22 protein-coding genes and 1 tRNA gene are annotated in these 19,473 nt (G+C 47.8%); 12 read left to right on the top strand and 11 right to left on the bottom strand.

Annotated features, from left to right (window positions below):
- Positions 1-10 precede the first annotated feature (10 nt).
- The gene (locus tag MHM94_RS11780) at positions 11-511 is read left to right on the top strand and encodes a DUF1543 domain-containing protein (RefSeq protein ID WP_022943445.1); all 501 of its coding nucleotides are present in this window, start codon (positions 11-13) and stop codon (positions 509-511) included.
- An 8-nt stretch (positions 512-519) separates the two neighbouring features.
- Here the strand turns inward: MHM94_RS11780 and MHM94_RS11775 are convergent, their stop codons facing one another.
- The 3 genes from MHM94_RS11775 to pdsR form a co-directional block, all read right to left on the bottom strand.
- Entirely contained in the window at positions 520-741 is a 222-nt protein-coding gene (locus MHM94_RS11775) for a hypothetical protein (RefSeq protein ID WP_235419595.1), read from the bottom strand.
- Positions 742-969: 228 nt separating this feature from the next.
- Positions 970-3,108, bottom strand: coding sequence for a proteobacterial dedicated sortase system histidine kinase (gene pdsS / locus MHM94_RS11770; RefSeq protein WP_235419596.1), 2,139 nt, complete (start codon positions 3,106-3,108; stop codon positions 970-972).
- Positions 3,109-3,798: a proteobacterial dedicated sortase system response regulator gene (gene pdsR / locus MHM94_RS11765; protein ID WP_022943449.1), complete on the bottom strand. Its 690-nt coding sequence runs from the start codon at positions 3,796-3,798 to the stop codon at positions 3,109-3,111.
- A gap of 216 nt (positions 3,799-4,014) precedes the next feature.
- On the opposite strand from pdsR, the gene MHM94_RS11760 reads away from it, so the two are divergent.
- From MHM94_RS11760 to MHM94_RS11750, 3 genes are read left to right on the top strand one after another with little or no spacing between them, the layout of a single operon-like run.
- Positions 4,015-4,272, top strand: a complete 258-nt coding sequence (locus MHM94_RS11760; RefSeq protein WP_045979317.1) for a hypothetical protein — start codon at positions 4,015-4,017, stop codon at positions 4,270-4,272.
- Positions 4,273-4,283: 11 nt separating this feature from the next.
- Entirely contained in the window at positions 4,284-4,907 is a 624-nt protein-coding gene (gene pnuC, locus MHM94_RS11755) for a nicotinamide riboside transporter PnuC (RefSeq protein ID WP_235419597.1), read from the top strand.
- Entirely contained in the window at positions 4,900-5,688 is a 789-nt protein-coding gene (locus MHM94_RS11750; RefSeq protein ID WP_235419598.1) for a phosphotransferase, read from the top strand. Before pnuC ends, MHM94_RS11750 begins: the two co-directional genes overlap by 8 nt.
- Here the strand turns inward: MHM94_RS11750 and MHM94_RS11745 are convergent.
- The gene (locus MHM94_RS11745; RefSeq protein ID WP_022943453.1) at positions 5,674-5,856 is read right to left on the bottom strand and encodes a helix-turn-helix domain-containing protein; all 183 of its coding nucleotides are present in this window, start codon (positions 5,854-5,856) and stop codon (positions 5,674-5,676) included. The two genes, MHM94_RS11750 and MHM94_RS11745, sit on opposite strands and share 15 nt — an antisense overlap.
- Positions 5,857-6,270: 414 nt before the next feature.
- Between MHM94_RS11745 and MHM94_RS11740 the strand changes: the two genes are divergently transcribed.
- Positions 6,271-6,345: transfer RNA gene (locus MHM94_RS11740), tRNA-Arg, on the top strand.
- A 222-nt stretch (positions 6,346-6,567) separates the two neighbouring features.
- Here MHM94_RS11740 and MHM94_RS11735 read toward each other — a convergent pair.
- The gene (locus MHM94_RS11735) at positions 6,568-7,278 is read right to left on the bottom strand and encodes a hypothetical protein (protein WP_235419599.1); all 711 of its coding nucleotides are present in this window, start codon (positions 7,276-7,278) and stop codon (positions 6,568-6,570) included.
- A 66-nt stretch (positions 7,279-7,344) separates the two neighbouring features.
- Positions 7,345-8,307, bottom strand: a complete 963-nt coding sequence (zntB, locus tag MHM94_RS11730) for a zinc transporter ZntB (RefSeq protein ID WP_022943456.1) — start codon at positions 8,305-8,307, stop codon at positions 7,345-7,347.
- A gap of 180 nt (positions 8,308-8,487) precedes the next feature.
- Here zntB and MHM94_RS11725 point away from each other — a divergent pair, with 180 nt between their 5' ends.
- From MHM94_RS11725 to MHM94_RS11715, 3 genes are read left to right on the top strand one after another with little or no spacing between them, the layout of a single operon-like run.
- Positions 8,488-8,916 carry an ATP-dependent zinc protease gene (locus tag MHM94_RS11725; protein ID WP_235419600.1) on the top strand — a complete coding sequence of 143 codons (429 nt, stop codon included), beginning with the start codon at positions 8,488-8,490 and terminating at the stop codon, positions 8,914-8,916.
- An 8-nt stretch (positions 8,917-8,924) separates the two neighbouring features.
- Entirely contained in the window at positions 8,925-9,830 is a 906-nt protein-coding gene (rimK, locus tag MHM94_RS11720; RefSeq protein ID WP_022943458.1) for a 30S ribosomal protein S6--L-glutamate ligase, read from the top strand.
- Positions 9,817-10,878 (top strand): succinylglutamate desuccinylase/aspartoacylase family protein, encoded by a 1,062-nt coding sequence (locus MHM94_RS11715; RefSeq protein ID WP_045979321.1) that lies wholly within the window; start codon positions 9,817-9,819, stop codon positions 10,876-10,878. The genes rimK and MHM94_RS11715 overlap by 14 nt, the downstream gene beginning before the upstream one ends.
- Before the next feature lie 30 nt (positions 10,879-10,908).
- On the opposite strand, the gene MHM94_RS11710 is transcribed toward MHM94_RS11715, so the two are convergent.
- From MHM94_RS11710 to recQ, 4 genes are all read right to left on the bottom strand, one after another.
- A complete protein-coding gene (locus MHM94_RS11710; protein ID WP_053909719.1) occupies positions 10,909-11,469 on the bottom strand; it encodes a mechanosensitive ion channel domain-containing protein in 561 nt (186 codons plus the stop codon).
- A 72-nt stretch (positions 11,470-11,541) separates the two neighbouring features.
- Entirely contained in the window at positions 11,542-13,218 is a 1,677-nt protein-coding gene (locus MHM94_RS11705; RefSeq protein ID WP_022943461.1) for a POTRA domain-containing protein, read from the bottom strand.
- Positions 13,219-13,266: 48 nt separating this feature from the next.
- The gene (locus MHM94_RS11700) at positions 13,267-13,557 is read right to left on the bottom strand and encodes a DUF3630 family protein (protein ID WP_235419601.1); all 291 of its coding nucleotides are present in this window, start codon (positions 13,555-13,557) and stop codon (positions 13,267-13,269) included.
- 27 nt (positions 13,558-13,584) lie between these two features.
- Complete coding sequence (recQ, locus tag MHM94_RS11695; RefSeq protein ID WP_022943463.1) at positions 13,585-15,402, bottom strand: DNA helicase RecQ; 1,818 nt, start codon at positions 15,400-15,402, stop codon at positions 13,585-13,587.
- 111 nt (positions 15,403-15,513) lie between these two features.
- Here recQ and MHM94_RS11690 point away from each other — a divergent pair, with 111 nt between their 5' ends.
- Both MHM94_RS11690 and rarD read left to right on the top strand, forming a co-directional pair.
- The gene (locus MHM94_RS11690; RefSeq protein ID WP_022943464.1) at positions 15,514-15,966 is read left to right on the top strand and encodes a thioesterase family protein; all 453 of its coding nucleotides are present in this window, start codon (positions 15,514-15,516) and stop codon (positions 15,964-15,966) included.
- Positions 15,967-16,024: 58 nt separating this feature from the next.
- Complete coding sequence (gene rarD, locus MHM94_RS11685; protein WP_045979326.1) at positions 16,025-16,954, top strand: EamA family transporter RarD; 930 nt, start codon at positions 16,025-16,027, stop codon at positions 16,952-16,954.
- Positions 16,955-17,007: 53 nt separating this feature from the next.
- Here the strand turns inward: rarD and MHM94_RS11680 are convergent, their stop codons facing one another.
- On the bottom strand, positions 17,008-17,382 hold the full coding sequence (locus MHM94_RS11680) for a DUF413 domain-containing protein (RefSeq protein ID WP_022943466.1): 375 nt from the start codon (positions 17,380-17,382) through the stop codon (positions 17,008-17,010).
- A gap of 93 nt (positions 17,383-17,475) precedes the next feature.
- Between MHM94_RS11680 and MHM94_RS11675 the strand changes: the two genes are divergently transcribed.
- Positions 17,476-18,333, top strand: coding sequence for a LysR family transcriptional regulator (locus MHM94_RS11675; protein ID WP_022943467.1), 858 nt, complete (start codon positions 17,476-17,478; stop codon positions 18,331-18,333).
- 155 nt (positions 18,334-18,488) lie between these two features.
- The gene (locus MHM94_RS11670; RefSeq protein ID WP_022943468.1) at positions 18,489-19,415 is read left to right on the top strand and encodes a porin; all 927 of its coding nucleotides are present in this window, start codon (positions 18,489-18,491) and stop codon (positions 19,413-19,415) included.
- Positions 19,416-19,473: the final 58 nt, after the last annotated feature.

Genomic DNA, 19,473 nt, shown 5'->3' with positions numbered 1-19,473 from the left:
GAATAATTTAATGCAGTTATTTATGGTGTATTTAGGTGGGCGTGTTCGCGGCTGTCATATTGAAATGCACGACGTACGCTTTGTGGTTGGGGAGTCCATTGACGATACCTACTCAAAACTCAAGGCGCAATGGGTCGGTGACAAGGACAAGGTGCATATGGACTCGTATATGGCTGTTAACGATATTGATGGCTACCACATTGCCATTGCCGACACGCCGCAAAATCGTCCGGAGCGTTTGTATTTTGTGAACTTAGGTGCCTATGAAGCGGATAAAATGGCTGAGCAACATGCCTTCACATTGACCGTTGCACACAGCGCCGAGCAAGCCAAACAGCAAGTCAAACAACGTTATTTAACGCACATGAGCCATCAGCATAAAGATGATCTCCATGAGGTGGATGACTGCTTTGCCTTGGATTTGCTCGATAACCAATACCACATTCACCTAACCCCAAGCGGACGCTCGCAAACAATCAAGCCGGATTGGTTTGGTTATCACGTATTGTAGCGACCTGATTACTCCTCGTCCTGCTCATCTTGTTCTTGTTTGATGGCCATGCGTATCGCAATAATGACTAACGCAAACAATGCAAAGGGCAGGGCCGCGAGGGCGTACTCTACGATATGGCTATTTTGATAGTTGGGTTGCAACACAAAGTGACCACCCACACATAAAGCGATAGCAATAAATAAAATAGGCAGTAGGGCAAGTTCTTTTTTAGCGCGGTGTGGTTTCACAAAAATAAGGCACGAGGAGAAGACGTGCCTTATTGTAATGAACCTTCACTGTTAGGTTCAAGGGGTATTGGCTGAGGAGGCGTTGGCTCAGCGTGTTCGCTATTATTAAAGAGCGCAAAAATATACTCAATCTCCTCAGGTTGAAGAAGCTGACCTGTCATACCCATTGTGCTCCATAATTGCGACGATGACCTAACTCTAACGCTTTAGGAATGAATAGGTCGTGAATCAATCTTGGATTATTTTAATGGTCAGTGAAAAGACCACGCCATTGCCATCAGCGAGGTTTTCAGCCTTTATTTGCGCCTGATGATAATCGGCAATAAGCCGCGCCACGTACAAGCCTAATCCCAAATGGGGCTGCTGCTGCTTATCTTGCTCGCGCACCGACACCATAGAATCAAAAATATGCTCACCAATATCCGCAGGAAGCGCCGGGCCTTGGTTACTCACTTTAAGCACTGCGTGCTGAGCTTGGCGCTCAAGGGATACGCCAATCGCGCTTCCTTCGTAAGCAAACTCTAGGGCATTGTTAATCAGCTTATCTAACAGCTGCGCTAAAAAATCAGCTGAACCTTCCACGGGAATAGCCGCGTCGCTAATGTTGATGTCAAAGTGTGCTTGCGGGTATGCGAACTGATAACCCTGCATACAGCCAAGCACCACTTGCTGCAGATCGTAATGCTCTTTTTTTGCTGTTGAGATACTTTGCTCTAAGCGTGTTGCTTCGCTCATGGTGGTGATCAATTTGTTCAGCCGATTGACACCCTCTTGAGCGCGGGTGAGGTACTTTTGCTGTTGTGGCTCGGTGGCGATCATTTGTAAGTTTTCTAGCGAGCTGCGCACCACCGCCACCGGTGTGCGTAATTCATGAGACAGGCGTGAGGACATATTCTCTAGGTAATGGGTATAGCCGCCTAAGCGATTAACGATGTTAGCGAAGCTGCGGGATAAGTCACCAATTTCGTCACTGTCTTTACTCAGTGTTAAGGTACCGCGAACACGACCTTGCTCATCAATGGCTTGCTCGGCGCTGTCACGCAGGCGACGAATGCGCGAGGAAATACGAGAAGCGAAGAAAAACAGCGTGATGGTGCCGATAAACATCACCGCCAAAATCACGTTAAATAGCTTTTCCAGTGCCTTGTTGCGCAGCGTACGTACGCCATTGGTGGTCTCTTCTGCGATCACCGCGCCGAGCACTTGGTCGTCACCCCAAATAGGGTAGGCGGCACTGAGAATAACGGCTTTGTTATCCGGTGTCAGGCGCCAGTTGGAGGCCGGCTTGCCTTTTAGCGCGTTGGCTATGTGGCTGCCTTCAAGGGCGGCCACATCGTGCAAGGTATCTAAAAAATCACTGGGCGGGCGGGTAAGAATTTTATAGTACAGTGGGTGTAAAAAGCGCTCTTCAAAGCGTTGCCACGCCCCTTGTTGTTCGTTTTCTTGTAACGAGCTGGCCCAGACGCCATCGGCATGTTGAATGGTGCCAGACTGTGCTAATACTCGATGATGTTTATCGACAACCCAAATGCGGCTGCCGCTGTGACCCATGCCTTTAATAATGCGCTTGATCTCAGGTGATGGCAGCAACACGGTGCCAAGGCGGTTGGCATCATGCACGTTGGAGGTAGCCATGAGGTGGCGCTGCTGTTGGCCATCGTCCCAATCACTGATAGCGAAGCCCAGTTTGTTACCAAGCATATTTAAGGGCATACGCAGCTCGATGTTATAACCTTGTGCAGTGCGTCGGAAATAGCCCTGAATTTGTGTGTAGGGTTGCAGTGACGGCAGTTCAAAGGCGTTGACCCAGCCATCTTCGCGGGTCGCGACAATGTAATTCGTAAGCTCCCCCTGTGGCGTTTTTATGGCGATTTTTAAGTGGTCGTTGCGACTCACGCCAAGGGCATTTTTGGGGCGGTAACGCACGGTGTCGTCTCGCACCGCGAACACCGCGTACAGGTAATTACCATACTTGCCGACCATATGGCGAAAAGAGAGATCGGCGTTGTCATGCTCAGGGGTGGGGGTACTCAGGTATTGGCCATGATACTGCCACATTAACTCTTGATAAGGCTGCCAATCTCCCAATTCGCCATCAAGCCGAATGGCATTATCGATACTATAGGCGTACAGGTCGCGGCCTTTCTCGACCTTGTCGGTAAATTGACTGGCGTTTTCAAACAGGGCCGGGCGTTCGTGTAAGGCTGTGGCCAGAGCTCGGGTGGTGCCCACCAAGGTTTTTTCTTGTCCTTTACGTAGGTACTTTTCCATTTCCCAGACGTACTCGTAGCCAAGCCATGGCAGGACGAATAAAAAGCAAGATAACACAATGACCTTACTGCGCAGGCCCAGGCCAAATCGTGCCATTTACTTCATTTCCCAGCGATAACCCATGCCATAGACGGTGTTGATACAATCAAAGCTAGCATCAATGGCTTGGAATTTTCTGCGAATACGTTTTACGTGCGACGTGATAGTGCTGTCATCGACGTATATTTTCGCATCGCTCATTAACTCATCACGACTTTTTACGTGACCAGGGCGCTTAGCAAGCGAATGTACCATCCAAAACTCGGTTACGGTCAGATCCACGGCTTGGTTTTGCCAAGCAGCGCGCATCCGCTTGAGGTCTAACTCCAAATCGCCTTGCTCTATGGTTTCATTCGCTTGCGGGGGCGTCTCTTGTGCTTCCACGCGGCGAAATAACGCACCAATACGCGCTGCTAAATGGGCCATGCTGATATCTTTGGTAAGGTAATCATCAGCCCCCATACGCAGGCCACAGACTGTATCAATTTCGCTGTCACGGGCAGTTAAAAAAATAATTGGCAAGGTATGCGAGCGGGCACGCAAACTTTGGCACAGCATAAAGCCACCATCAATCTCATTGCCTAAGCCAATATCGACGATGGCGAGATCCGGTAGTTGCTCAAACAGCGCTCTTTCAGCACTGGGCCTGTCGGCAAACCCTTGAACTTGGTAGCCTTGTCCTTCGAGCATTTCAACGTAGTTGTCGCGAATAGCAGCTTCGTCTTCGATAATGGCAATGCGTTTCATAATCCATGTGCTGAGTTTTTTGTTGTGAGCGCTACTATATCGCGAATTTAGCGCTTTGTGAGCAGTAACAGGCTAATTGCCATAATTCATCATTTTTGTTTTGTGCTCGCTATGGCCGTCAGTGATTTATGCGAAGGACAAAAATATCCCCCAGGGTGTTTGGCTTATGTTAGCGACAGGCTACAATAGCGGCTTTATATTTCCCAAGGTAGGCCCATGAAACTGACAGTAGAAATAAGCAAGTACCCATTGCATCAAGACTATATCCCCTATATTCAAGATTTCATTGACCGCCTTAATGCGCATGGCGATATTAAAGTGATCACCAATACCTTATCAACTCAGGTGTTTGGTGATTACGACACCGTGATGTCAGTGGTGAGTGCAGAAATTAAACGCTCCTATGAAACCTACGGCAAGGCTATTTTTGTGTGTAAGTTTCTATGCGGTGACCTCTCTCCTGAGGCGAGTTAAGAGGCGTAAAGATGGAAACTCTGAGCGCTATTATTGCCGGATTCAGTGCCATGTCGGTGTGGGAATACGTTGCTGTGGCATTATCCATGGCTTACTTGCTATTAGCTATGAAAGAGAGTTTGTGGTGCTGGCCGGCGGCTTTCATTAGCACCTTAATCTATACTTTGATGTACTGGAACGGCGCTTTGTTAATGGAGTCGGCGCTACATTTTTACTATATGGGTATGGCGGTGTACGGTTGGTGGGCATGGCGCTATGGTCGCCAAAATAGCGCCCGCCAAGGCATTACTTCATACACCGTCCAGCGTCATGCAGTAGTAATCGCAGCGACGACGGTGGTCGCTCTCGTGGCCGGGTATGTGATGGATAACTACACCCATGCTGATTACGCCTACCTTGATAGTTTAACCACCTGTTTTGCGGTGGTAACGACCTATTTAGTGGCACAAAAAGTGTTGGAAAACTGGCTATATTGGGTGGTTATTGATGCCGCGTCTATCTATTTATATGTTGCTAAAGGGTATTATCCGACAACGGTGCTATTTGTGTTTTACACGGTGATGGCGGTGGCCGGCTATCTGCGCTGGCGGGCGCAATACCAGCATAAGAGCACCACAGGAACGGCCTATGCCTAAATCTGTTGCCTCAATTAATAGCCTAGTGCGGCGGTATAAACCCAGCACGCGCATTGAGCAAATTACCTATTTGCCACAAGGTGTGAGCAACGAAAACTATCGTGTTGATACTGCAGAGCAATCGTGGTTGGTTAAATTTTATGCCAAGCCATTACCCCACGAGGCAATTGCGGCTCAGCGCCGCTTAGCCAAACAGGCTGCTTGTCCGGCGCCCTTGTACGTAGATGAAGCGCATCAAGGAGCTATTTTTCATTATGCGCCGGGAAAGGTGCCAGAGCAGTTTGATGTCAGCCAAGCTGTGAAGTGTTTACAGCTCATCCACGCCCAGCCATGCAGCGGGCCATACCTTGATTTGCATGCCGAGCTCAAGCGCTATGAGCATCAGCCTTTTTACCAAGCATATGCGCAAGCGCTGCATCAGGTTGTCACTGATACTAAAATGCAATCTGAAGATATGCGCTTTTGTCACAATGACTTAATTCGGCAAAACATTATTAGTTACTTAGGATGTTGGCAGTGCATTGATTTTGAATATGCTCAGCCCGGCGACCGATACTTTGATCTCTCCATGCTGAGCATTAGTTTCTCTCTGACTGAGGCACAACAGCACGCGTTGCTAAGTGAGTACTTTGGCAGTGAGCAACGCATCGACTGGGTTAAGTTTACGGCTATGCAGAAGTTAGTCGCGGCGCTGAATTATTTTTGGTATCGAGCGAATAACACTGCGCATCGAGTGGATGAAGCCAAACTACAACTCGATGAGATTCTAAATGCCACCTAGGCGCTGTGCCAACTCCTTATATCTTTCCACGTCGCTTTTATCGAACATTGGGTCACCGTTATCATCTTGGCTTTTAGCGATGAGCAAATGCTCACGGGCAAGGCGTTTTACGCGTTCAATTTTTACACCAAGGTATTCGGCGACTTGTTCTGCAGTCATCAAGTTCATAGGGGCTCCAAACAGCATATAAATAGTAGTGTACATACAGTGAAACAGACGCTGTTCTTCTCAATAGCTGTGCGCTTTTATAGCGGCAGCAAGCCAACAATACTGAAATAAAAAGATGATGATATCTCAGCCCAATTACAGCTTGTTGAGGGAAGTTAACAGCAAATTTGCAACACAGTAGATATAAGTAAAGTTCAAGATAGCAGGATTGCCAGAGAAAATAACGCAAAAGTATGAGTCAAATGTAAATACCTTGAATGCCAAGGCGAAATTGCATCATGAATGAGTGAAATTTAATCGTATTGCTCGGTGCTGAGCGACAGCTGCTGAAAATATCGCCATATGATCGGCTAGGGCTAGTATTTACCTTGTGATGCCTTTACTATAAGCGCTGTCTGAACACATAGACACTGCGCTCTCGTGGTGAAATGGATATCACGTGGCCCTCCGGAGGCCAAGTTCTAGGTTCGATCCCTAGCGAGAGCGCCATTTCTTTCTGTTAATATTACCGCCCTTAAATCAATCACTATCCCTCTTTCATATTGAGCATGTCATTTTTATTTTGTGTGGCAGTTATGAGCTATCAGCCTATGCCATGCAGTTAATATCATGCATTAGAACAACTTTGCATGGCGCTGCGCTAAGTCCACGTGCAGTTATATTCGCATGAGTCGTTCATCGCTTCAGTGCGTCTAGATACCATCAAAGCGATTAACGCGCTTTAAAGACGCTTAACAATCGCTTGCCTAAGGTATAAATCACTTGCTTAGTATGGATGGGAATAATCACAAATAGTCCCATGTCAGCATGAAAGTCAGGATTCATTTTGCAGTAAAAGGCAATCTCTTTTTTGTCACTGGCGTGAAAGGCCGCAAGCTCCGAGATGCTGTAGTTACTTGCACGGTTCACAGGCTTTAAACAGCGAAGAGAGCCGCCAGGGCTTACTATTCCCTCCGCGTTAAAGTGCTCAAACAGCGCGTTGGGACTTCTGCAATCTGGGTGTGGCCAGATAATTGCTACATGCTTGGCGATGGCCCGGTACATTGCTGGACTGAGCATTGTATCGGCATAATACACAGCGCACCAAGGACGTGTAAGCCAGTAGCGAATACTGTGATACAGGGAAAAGGAGAAGGTATTGCCACCGTTTCTATATTGTGGGTAAAAAGCTGCAGAGGCTCGTATTACCGTCCTTTTGTCGTGCTGTGTGAAGGTTAACAGGCAATAGCCAACCAGCGTGCTATGGTCAAAATAAAGCCTGAGCTTACGCTGACATGCCTTGGGGTCATCAAAATAGTATTGCATGTACTCATCAGGGCTGACCCCGGCAAAGCTAGCGGCGATCACTTCTTTGAGCGCTAGCCGCTGCGCGCTACTAAGCCACTGGGTCTGCTGATCTAAATCGCGTATTTTTAAGCTCATACGTGGGCTACATCCGTGTGTGAAGGGGTAACGTGGCAAGCTAAGCAGACCACGTGGGTAGGCTTTTTATAGCCATTTTTTCATACGAAAATATAAAGCGACGGCGGCGGTTAATATCACTAGAGCGAGAACAAACAACGGGAATGCTGCTGCTGATTCTGTTCCAGGAATTCCACCAATATTGACGCCCAGTAAACCGGTAAGAAAGCCCAGGGGTAAAAACAGCGCTGCTACCACTGACATCACATACATACGCTTATTAAGTTGGTCGGATACTTGGCTGGCGACCTCTTGTTGGATTATTTGGGCCCGCTCAATATTCAAATCAAGTTCTTCTAAGTAGCGCAGCAGATGGTTAATGGTTTCATTGATGCGCGGCGTATCACTGTCAGCCAACCAACTTGGCTGTTGACTCACAAGCGCGCGCAGAGCCTCCTTTTGTGGTCTGATATAGCGCTTTAAGCCGATAGTTTGGCGGCGCACCTGTGATAGCGCATTGTGATCATGTGCTCGTTGGCTATCAACATCTTCTTCAAATTGGTCAAGTTTATCTTCGAGTTCATCTATCACACCTTGCATTCGCGAGGTTAAATTTTCGCACAATTGGCATACCAGTGCTGAGGTGGTACTCGGCCCTTTGCCTTTACGTAAAGATTCAGCAAGGGCATTCACCGACAGCAGGCGGCGGTGACGCGTAGAGACGATAAGTTGTTCACTAACGAACACGCGAATCGATACCATATCATCAGGACTATCTGCCGGGTTAAGATTGACGCCACGCAAAAACAATAAATGGCCACTGTCATCGCTGACAATACGAGGGCGTGTTTCATCGGCAATAAGGGCATCATGTGCAAATTCACTTAATGGTACCGCTGCCAAGTATTGCTCAATATCATCTTGGCAGTAATCAAGATGTAGCCACAGCACACCATCACTGGGCTTCCACTGCTTAATCGCTGATTTTTCAGTTAATTGTTCAGCGCCGCCTTGAGCGTCTAACACTAAGGCATGAATCAAAGCTGACATAACACCTTCACTTTCAATACAGAATGTTTCTTCTATCCTTGTCTATTATCGCTACAAGATCAATGAATAGTCTTTATCGACGCGAGTAATTTAATTCACTGTTCTTTATCGATAATTACCGTATAAAGCGGCTTTTACTATTGCGCTCCTCGCCGTTGGAGCATACGAGTGACTTCGCATATGACAAATAAAATAACAGTAGGTTGGCGTGAGTGGCTAGCCCTGCCTGAGCTGGGGATTGATAAAATCAAGGCTAAGGTCGATACCGGTGCCCGTACTTCATGTATTCATGCCTTTCGAGTTGAGGAGTTTACACAAGAGGAGCAGGTCTGGGTGCGGTTTTGGGTTCATCCCATTCAAGACGACAATAACACAGAGATACAGTGCCAAGCGAGGGTGATAGACCAGCGCACCGTCACTGACTCTGGTGGGCACCAGGAGCAGCGTTATGTCATACAGACGCAGTTACTTATTGGCGGCCAACAATGGCCCATTGAAGCAACACTCACAAATAGAGACACCATGAAGTTTCGTATGCTATTGGGGCGTACAGCCATGGCAGGGCGTATTGTTGTAGACCCTGAATTGTCATACCAAATACAATTATAAGGTTTATTATGAAAATCGGCATTTTATCACGCAACAAGTCGCTGTATTCCACTCGCCGTTTAATTGAGGCGGCACAACAGCGTGGCCATGAAGTACAGGTATTGGATGCTTTACGCTGTTATATGAATATCAACTCGCAAGAGCCGGAAGTACACTATAAAGGTCAAAAACTAGAGGACTTCAACGCCATTATTCCGCGCATCGGGGCTTCTATTACGTTTTATGGCTGTTCAGTGTTACGGCAATTCGAGATGATGGGGGTGTACCCTGTGAACGAATCTGTTGCTATCACCCGCTCGCGCGATAAATTGCGTTCTTTACAGCTACTATCACGCAAGGGAGTGGGTATGCCGGTAACCGGTTTTGCATCCAAACCCGATGATGTCAAAGACTTACTTGAGATGGTGGGTGGAGCCCCGGTTGTTATCAAGCTGCTAGAGGGGACACAAGGGATTGGGGTGGTGCTTGCTGAAACACGCAAGGCGGCCGAGAGTGTGATTGAAGCTTTTATGGGCCTGAAAGCACACATCATGGTGCAGGAATATATCAAAGAAGCGGGTGGGGCTGATATTCGTTGCTTTGTCATTGGCGATCGCGTTATTGCGGCGATGAAGCGCCAAGCCCAAGAAGGTGAATTTCGCTCCAATTTACACCGTGGCGGCAGTGCCAGCTTAGTACGGATTACTCCAGAAGAGCGTAAAACAGCAGTGGCCGCCGCTAAAGCAATGGGGTTAAATGTCGCTGGGGTTGACTTACTGCGCTCTGAGCGTGGCCCTTTAGTGATGGAAGTTAACTCTTCACCAGGACTCGAAGGAATTGAGTTAGCGACAGGAAAAGATATTGCTGGCATGATTATTCAATTTATAGAAAAGAATGCTAAAGAAAAGAGGACCAGAACCCGTGGCAAGGGCTAAAAAGAATCAGGCGTTTACGCTGTTAGGTGAGCAAGTCGCACCTGGGCAGCGGCGCACCTTTGAGCTTGAAGCGGCCAAGCTATATACCCATTCACCACTGACCATTAATCTTGAGGTGGTCAATGGGGTAGAAAGCGGCCCGGTATTGCTGGTGTGTGCAGCAATTCACGGTGATGAGCTCAACGGTGTTGAAATCGTGCGACAAACCTTAGCAAAGGTTGATGCCACGCAACTGCGTGGCACCTTAATTGCTGTGCCTGTTGTCAATGTGTTTGGTTTTATCCATAAATCTCGCTACCTTCCCGATAGGCGCGATCTCAATCGCTGCTTCCCGGGCTCGCAGCGAGGATCTGTGGCGGGGCGTATGGCGAATACTTTTTTTAACGAAGTGGCGATGCACTGCAGCCATATCATTGATTTGCATACAGGCGCCATCCACCGCACCAATTTACCGCAGATCCGAGCCGATTTAAGCAATGAGGAAACGGCTAAAATAGCCAATGCCTTTGGTACGCCAGCGGTGATCAATGCCTCGCTACGAAACGGCTCACTGCGCAGTGAAGCGGCAGAGCTTGGGATCCCGGTGATCACGTACGAAGCTGGAGAGGCGCTACGTTTCGATCCCATCGCTATTGCTGCGGGTGTGCAAGGGGTGGAAAACGTCATGCGTAAACTGAGGATGCTACGAGGTAAGCGGGTTCGCAAGCAGGCGGAGCCGGTTATCGCCAGTTCTACCAGTTGGATCCGGGCCGAAACAGATGGCATTATCCGCGCTCAAGTATCCCTTGGCGAGCGCGTGAGTAAAGGCCAAGTGTTGGCTTATATCAACAGCCCGCTAGGGGATAGTGAATGTGCGATTTTAGCGCCGCGCAGTGGCATTGTGATTGGACAACAAACCATGCCTTTGGTGAACGAGGGCGATGCTATTTTTCATCTTGCTTATTTTGCGCATGCCAACTCGTTGGTTGAGCAACAGCTAGAGACGTTTATTGATGAAATCAGTGACATGGATGATGAGTTAAAAACACCTGAGCTCAACAATGAATAACAGGCGCAATTGCGCCTGTTGGCATTTGCTTTAAGATTTATTTTTAGGCGCCAGTATGCGCCGTGTAGGCTTGGTTTTTTGTGGCGGTTTGTTCAATACCATCACTGGTCGGGTTACAAATAAATTGTTGGGATAGAGAACACGATGACCCTCTAGGTGCTCTAACACCACGTTCATCAACCCCATTTCAATAATCCGTCCTTCTATGAAGTTGGCGCCATCAATCACCTTGACCCAGTTGCCGACCCGGCAATCATTTTGTACAAACATCAGCAAAAACGATGTCAGGTTCGAAAGCAAAGACCAACCCGCAAACATCGCTACGCCAAGCATTGCAAACAGACTTGAGCCGACCACTAATAGCCCGCGTAACTCGATGCCCCAGAACACCAATAGGATGCACAGCAGGACAAAAGCAAGCAGCACTTTGAGTAACAATTGCGCGCGTTGTTTACGATGAGGGTCGACTCGACCCCGGATCGTTTTGTTAAAAATTTTCAGCTGCAAGCGCACCAATAAAGGGAAAAGCAGCAGCACCACAAGGGTAACCAGCCACTTATAATGTTGAGTAAGAAGATCAACCAGCGCCACAGATATGTTCCTTATAAAAACAAGTTGTTAAAGCCGCTGTATAGCATGGAAACAGCCATCAGCAAAGTGTATTTAGAAGGATTTCTTCACGGTCACCAACCACTGGACGGGGTCGACATCATCCGGGCGGTTGATAGCTCTGGCGACATCGATATGAATAACCGTTCCGGCGTTGGCGCGACTTGGTGCTAAGCGTAAACCTACCCCATAGTTGTGGCGAAAGTGGGTGTCATTGGCGGGATTGCTGTTGGTAAACCAGGCTTGTCCTGCGTCATAAAAAGCAGCCCCACCGACGCGAAATAACTGCCATAGGTTATATTCCCAATAATAGCGCTTCTCAATGCTAAGCAGTGCTCGCCGATCCCCTTGCTGATAATGCTGCGGGTATCCGCGCAGCCCGGAATCGCCACCTAGTGTAAGCTGGCGGTCTAAAGTTAACCCTTCAGCGCCATCTATACGCGCCTTTACATACCACGACTGAGCATCATCACTATTAAAGAAATACTCAGCTTGGGTGCCAAAAAATAGATTCTCAGCAGTAAACCCATCTTCGCGTAGCTGACCTTGTACATCTACTGACCAACGCCACAGACTCTGCTGATTAACGTAGTGGCTGCGCTGCACACGAAAGTCGAGCACCAAACGGTTGGTATCGCCACCCAGAGATTCGCCTGAGTAACCTAAAGTAGTATCGATTTGCCAGCCTAGGTTCAAATCTTCGGTGCGCGTGATAGAGTCGATATTGTGTACTTTTACATAATCGTCTTGTAACCAGCTGACTCGCAAATAGGGATAGGAAAGCGTACGCTCTTCGGCAAGAGGTAACACGGTTTCATCTATCGCATCAAACCGGTCTTTTTGGTAGCGATAACCGACGATGGTGCGCTGTGTCCAATTCGGGGCTGGGGAGCTTGAAACCCCATAAAAAAGATGGCTAGAAGAGGTATGTTGCGAGAACTCACTGATCTCTTCACCGCGATCATAGAGCTTCTCCTGACGGCGGTTACTGCCATTGGCAACCCCATAACTGTGTTTTGTAGACAGCGCATAAAAAGGATAAGTGACCGACAGCCAATGGCGCTTACCGTCACTGTTATCTGCATACTCAAGACGACCGCGATAACGACTGCCGAGAATATTCGGATCGTCATAGGTAAATTCGTAACCACTGCGCTCTTCATCATTGGTGCGTACTAAGGATACGCGCTTACCCCAACCAAGGAAGTTACTGTCACGAAAACCAAACGTGGATCGGTTCTCACCTCCGCTGCGGCTAAAGCTAATCTCTGGCAACAAAGTCCAGAGCTCACGGGTTTCGACTTTCACATCCACAAACTCGTCGCACCGCGTTTGCGCACTGATCCGAGCGTCATATAAATAGCCTTGTTGACGCAGCAAACGTTCTGACTCGCGTAATTGTTGTGGGCTGTAGCGATCGCCTGGTTGGAACAACAAAATATTCTCTAACACTTGCTGTTCAGTCATCACATGCATGTCGTTGGCAAGGCGGAACAGCCAGTTATTTTCGTCGTCTAATTCGGTGTTAAAGATATTTTGCTGGCTAAAGCTAATGTCTCCAATCCGTCGGCTAGGATTGGCATCAGGAAGGGGAGCTTTGTCCTCGAGTTGACGCGATAGTAAGTGGTTACTTTGCACTTGGGACTGTTCATTCTTGCACTTTTCCTGCTGCGCGGGAACAGCACTGGAAAAGGCGGCTAGGGTACTCAGTAGAACGAATAGTCGATTCATTTAACTCACTTTTTTCCATATCGTGAATTAAAGTGTATCGCACATTTATTAACTTGCGCTTAAATAATTTCCTAACTTGGTTAACTTACCTTGCGCCTCAACCCCTGTCGCGCTGATCCAAATATTATCGCCATAATGTTCAAAATGCAGCTCAAAAGGAAGCTGTTCAAAGCTAAAGCGCAGCATGTGCCTGTCTACACCTTGTTCAAACTCACCGATGGAGATGGCGTCATAATGCAAGAAAATACGGCCCCAAAAATCGAATTCATCGGCGCTGGGCATCACATCTGGAGTAATGATAATAACGTGGTGTTGGCTATCTATAGCGAGTTGGGTCACAGTTAAGCTCTTATATGGTGTTGGCGATTATTCGGGTGACAGATGATTACGAATTAAAGTCATAAAGGCACTGCCGTACTTACTGAGTTTAGTGAAACCCACACCCGATACTTTTAAAAACTCGGTGTCATTGGTAGGCATAAGTTGCGCCATTTCCGCTAAGGTTCGGTCATTGAATACCACATACGGCGGCACATCATCATCGTCCGCTAGTTGCTTGCGCAAGGCGCGCAGTTTAGCAAACAGCTTTTTATCGTAATTGAACTGGGCCAGCTTATCTTGATAAACGTGCTTGGCTTGTAAACGTGGTTCAGCAAGTTGTAACTGATATTCGCCCTTGAGCACCGGTCTGGCTGCTTCGGTAAGGTGTAGTACCGAACCTTGGGTAATATCTTGATGCAGTAAGCCCTGATGAATGAGCTGGCGCAAAATACTGAGCCAATATTCGCTGCTGTGCTCCTTGCCTATGCCGTAGGTGCTTAAGGTGTGATGATTGAGATCTCGGATACGCTGAGTGTTGGCGCCGCGCAGTAACTCGACGATATAGCCCAGCCCGAATTTTTGTCCGGCGCGATACACACAGGATAGCGCCTGTTGCGCCACCACGGTGCCATCAAAACGCTGCGGTGGATTTAAGCAGATATCGCAGTTACCGCATGCTTCGCGCTGGTATTCACTAAAGTAATTGAGCAATATTTGTCGTCGGCAGGTTTGCGCTTGGGCAAAACTGGCCATGGCATTGAAACGTTGCTCTTCGACGCGGCGGCGCTGCTCATCGTCAATGTCTTCAAAAAAGCGCCTAACTCGAGGGACATCCGCCGGGTCAAAATACATAATGGCTTCTGCGGCCAAACCATCCCGTCCGGCTCGGCCAGTTTCTTGATAATAAGACTCGATGTTTTTAGGAATATCGTAGTGCACCACAAAGCGCACATTGAGTTTGTTGATGCCCATGCCGAAGGCCACGGTGGCGACCACAATTTGAATATCGTCTTTGGCAAATGCGTTGTGTACAAAGTGGCGCGATTCGTTACTCATGCCAGCGTGGTAACCGGCGACATTAAAACCTGCTTCACTGAGTTTTTGGGCCAAATCATCAACGCGCTTGCGGCTAGTACAGTAGATGATGCCGCTTTGCCCACTTTGGGTGCGCAAATAGCGCAGCAACTGAGTGAAAGGTTTAAACTTTTCTTCCAAGGTGTAGCGAATGTTTGGCCTATCGAAGCTGCCAATATGGATATAGGGCGAGCGAAGCCCCAGTTGATTGACAATATCGACACGAGTGGCGCTGTCGGCAGTGGCGGTAAGTGCCATCATCGGTACATGGGCAAAGCGCTGTTTGAGTTCACTAAGGCGGAAGTAATGGGGACGAAAATCATGCCCCCAGTGAGACACACAATGTGCCTCATCAACCGCAATCAGGCTGATATTTAAATAGCCAAGACGCTGCATAAACTCATATTGTAGCACTTTCTCCGGAGCAACATAGAGTAGTTTTATTTCGCCGTCATGGAGTTGCTGATAGATGAGCTGCTGCTGTTCACGAGTCAGAGAATTATTAATATAGGCCGCTTTGACCCCTTGGGCGTTGAGCTGAGTCACCTGGTCTTGCATCAAGGATATTAATGGTGAAATGACCAAGGTTAGCCCGGGTAATAACATTGCCGGCACTTGGTAGCATAACGACTTGCCACCGCCTGTCGGCATGAGCACTAAGGCATCCTGAGCGCCAAGCACGGCGTTGATCACCTGCTGTTGGCCCTCGCGAAATTGGCTGTAGCCGAACACGTCGCGCAGGATCTGCTCAGGCGTTTGTTCGGAAAATAATGCGGATACACTGCTCATGGCCGCCTATTCTAGAGTCTTTTATTATTCCTGTCTGCAACTGCCTTGCTCTTTGCTTAAAAATGCATCTTCAGATAGGCTATAACTCATCTTACCAGTTGAGAACAGACTATGGATAAAGCTCAAGCCCTGAATAAGCTAAGCCAGTTATTTGCGCAAATGCCGTTCAACCAGTTATTGGCAATGGAGATCAAGGAGCTGGACGGCGAGTCGGCGAGCATCGAATTGCCATGGAGCGCGCAGTTAATCGGTAACCCGCAACAGCAAATACTCCATGGCGGAGTCATTTCGTCGTTGTTAGACACCGTGGGTGGATTGCTTGCTGCGGCATCGGTGATTGATAAATTTGGCCCGGCAGAAATGCTCAGCGCACAATCCCGGCTGGCAACCTTAGGCACCATCGATTTGCGCACAGATTATTTACGCCCGGGTAAGGGTGAGCGTTTTATTGCTACGGCTATGTTGATTCGCTCGGGTAACAAGGTGTGTGTATGTCGTATGGAGCTGCATAATGACCAGGGTGTGCAAATCGCTTATGGTACAGGCACTTATTTAGTCGGATAAACTAGCCCTTCAACAATGCGAGGCGTAGAATAGCGTTTTTACCGTTTGGGTTAGTGTTATGTCATCCGATGCTCAAGCCAAAAAAGGCATGCTATTCGCAGCCTTGGCGTTCACTATGTGGGGAGTTGCCCCGGTTTATTTCAAACAGTTGCTCGCTGTACCCGCTCTGGAAATCCTTGCCCATCGTGTGATTTGGTCGGTGCTATTTTTGTTGTTAGTGGTGGCAGTGTTGCGTCAGTGGCGTAACGTCCAAGTGATCATTAAGCAGCCAAAATACTTACTCATGCTGGTAGTCAGTGCCACCTTATTAGGGTTCAACTGGGGCTTGTTTATTTGGGCGGTGAACAATGACCACATGCTCGATGCCAGTCTTGGCTATTACATCAACCCGTTACTGAACGTATTGCTAGGTGTAACCTTTTTATCTGAGCGCTTGCGCAAGTGGCAGCTATTTGCGGTGGCTTTGGCGCTCACTGGGGTGGCCATTCAGCTGATCAGTTTCGGTTCGTTTCCGGTGGTGGCCTTTGCGTTGGCTGGCTCCTTTGCCACCTATGGTTTAATTCGTAAAAAGATGCCCGTTGAATCATTACCTGGGTTATTACTTGAAGCGGTTATCTTATTCCCGGTGGCACTGGCTTATTGGTACTTCTCAACGCCCACAGCAAGCTCCGATTTAATGGTCAATAGTTGGCAATTAAACACCTTGCTGGTTAGCGCCGGTATTGTGACCACCTTACCGCTACTGTGCTTCACCGCTGCTGCTAAGCGGTTGCAATACACCACTATCGGCTTTTTCCAATATATTGGCCCAAGCCTGATGTTTTTATTAGCCGTGGTCTTTTATGGCGAGGTATTTGATGCTGAGCGCATCGTTACCTTCGCCTGTATTTGGGCTGCGTTGCTGGTGTTTAGTTGGGATTCATGGCGCTTTAGCCGCAACGCTCGCGCGCAGCAGCAAGGCACCGTCAATCGCGCCAGCTTGCGTTAGTTTTTTAAACTCGCCCACGCCTGCTAATGGCTGGCATGGGCGTAAAGTGCGGTTTAATCGAGATCGTCGCTATCGATTTCTACTTCCACTTCAGGCGCGTCAAAGCTGCGTTTACGCCCAAACAAGGTGAAAAAACGTGCCTTACTGGTCGTCAGTTTTAAGTACTTTATCCACGCGTTCTCGACCGGGTTGATGGGCGTGGATACGCCAGTCGTGGCTGCAACGAAATGCGCTTGTGTGTCGTTAATGGGTTCAACCGTTTTTTCTTGCAAAGCTTTTAATAAGCGTCCATGTTCTTCTAAAATCTCCGATTCTAGTAGCGTAAAGTGGCCACTGCGGCTGAAACCGCGTGGGAACTTTTCATCGTTATAGAATTTGTGATCGCAAGCAAAAGCTTTGCGTAATTCGAACAATTGGTGCGCCGTCATAGCTAGCTCCTAATACAAGGGAAATCGGCTGGAGTATGGTACACAAGCGTTGTTTTTTTAAACAAAAAATTTTTATCGTGAGGATAAACACGAGTGGATATCGATTTACTGAAGACGTTCATTGAGGTCGCGCGTACTCGCCACTTTGGCCGCGCTGCAGAAAACTTATATATCACGCAGTCAGCGGTGAGCTTTCGTATTCGTCAGTTAGAGCAAAGCTTGGGTGTCAATCTATTTCTGCGCCAACGCAATAACATCCAGCTGACTGCTCCGGGAGAGCGTCTGTTACCTCACGCTAAGCTGATTGTCACCGGAGTACAGCGTGCCAAGCTGGATGTGGCGCTGGCAGATAACATGCGCCGTCAATTGGCACTCAGTGGCACAGCGAATATTTGGGATGCTTTTTTGCAATTTGGTATTGCCCATATTGTCTCGGCTATGCCGGGCATCTCCTTGGTCGCAGAAGTTAAAAATCAGCAGGAGAGCACCCGGCTATTACTCGAACGCACCTTAGATATAGCGGTGCTGTTCGATTTACCTAAGGTCGATGAGTTGTGCGTTGAACCAATTTGCACACTGGATATTATTCCGCTGTCGAGTTATGCCGATGCGACTGCTGAGTCTTTTTTTGATAACCAATATGTATTCGTGGATTGGGGGACGGCATTTTCGCTGTGGCATGCCCGCAATTTTGCCAATTCGGCACCGCCTTATTTTCGCACCAGTACAGGACGTATCGCCTTAGAGTTGATTTTACGTTGTGGCGGTAGTGCCTTTGTGCCAAGAGTGCAAGCGCAGCAATATCTGGAATCGGGAGAGCTCTTCTTAGTTGAAGGAGTGCCGCAGACCTCGCGAGAAGTGTTCGTCGCCTTTCATAAAGACAATGAACAAAAAGACTTAATTGAAAAGCTGCAACAGCAGCTACAATTAATCGGTGAAGAACTCACATAAACATCATTATTAAAGCGTTGAATGTGAAGCTTAAATGTCACCTCGGTGACACTTTGTTGAACTTTAAATGTCATTTGTCATATTTCTGTAATTTAACACTGGCAGACTGCAGGCGTTTTAATTATGTGTTGCGATTTTTAACTGAGGAAACGACTATGAGATTTGCTCCTTCTGCACTAGTGCTCGCTGTGGCGGCTGGATTGCCTTTTTACGCATCGGCTGATGTCAATATTTACGGTAAAGCGAATGTAACAGTGCAATCATCTGATGAGGGTGAGGGATCATTCACTGAAATCAAAAGTAATGCGTCTCGCCTTGGCTTTAAAGGCTCAGAGGGGATTGCTGATGGCTTGGACGTAGTTTATAAACTTGAGTTTCAGGTTGATTTGTCTGACGCTGATTCAAAAGGCGATAAAGACAACATCACTGCACGTAACCAATACGTCGGTCTTAAAGGTAACTTTGGCCAAATCGTGATTGGTCGTAACGATACCGCGCTAAAGCAATCGCAAGGTAAAGTTGACTTGTTCAGTGACCTTGAAGGCGATATTAAAAACGTATTCAAAGGTGAAAATCGCTTAGGTGACTCGGTTACATATACCTCGAATAGCCTCAATGGTTTTAAAGTTATTGCCAGTTATATTGCTGAAGACGATACCGATGCCGACAACGGCTACTCGGTTGCCTTGACTTATGGTGATAAAGGCCTGAAAAAATCCAACGTGTACGCCGCAATTGCCGCTGACAGTGAAGTAAAAGGCTACGATATTTTACGTGCTACTGTGGGCACTAAAGTCGCAGGAATAAAGCTCGGTGCCATGTACCAAACACAAGAGCCCGCAGCAGGCGGTGAAGACAGCGACGGCTTCTTAGTAAGTGCAGCATATGCGATTGATAAAACGGTATTAAAAGCGCAATACCAAACCATGGATTTTGCTGGCAACGACCGTAATGCGATGACCGCTGGCGTTGATTACAAGTTTAATAAAAGTACCAAGTTATTTGGCTTTTATACCAAATTTGATGACGATGCGAGCGCTGATGAAGACTATTTAGCTGTGGGCATGGAATACAAATTCTAAGCTTTTGCAGATGAAAAACCCGCCCATTTGGCGGGTTTTTTGTTGTCTAAATACAGTG

It is taken from the genome of Pseudoalteromonas sp. CNAT2-18.1 (assembly GCF_022347865.1).
Lineage (GTDB): Bacteria > Pseudomonadota > Gammaproteobacteria > Enterobacterales > Alteromonadaceae > Pseudoalteromonas > Pseudoalteromonas ruthenica.
This window is presented reverse-complemented; position numbering and strand designations above follow the sequence as displayed.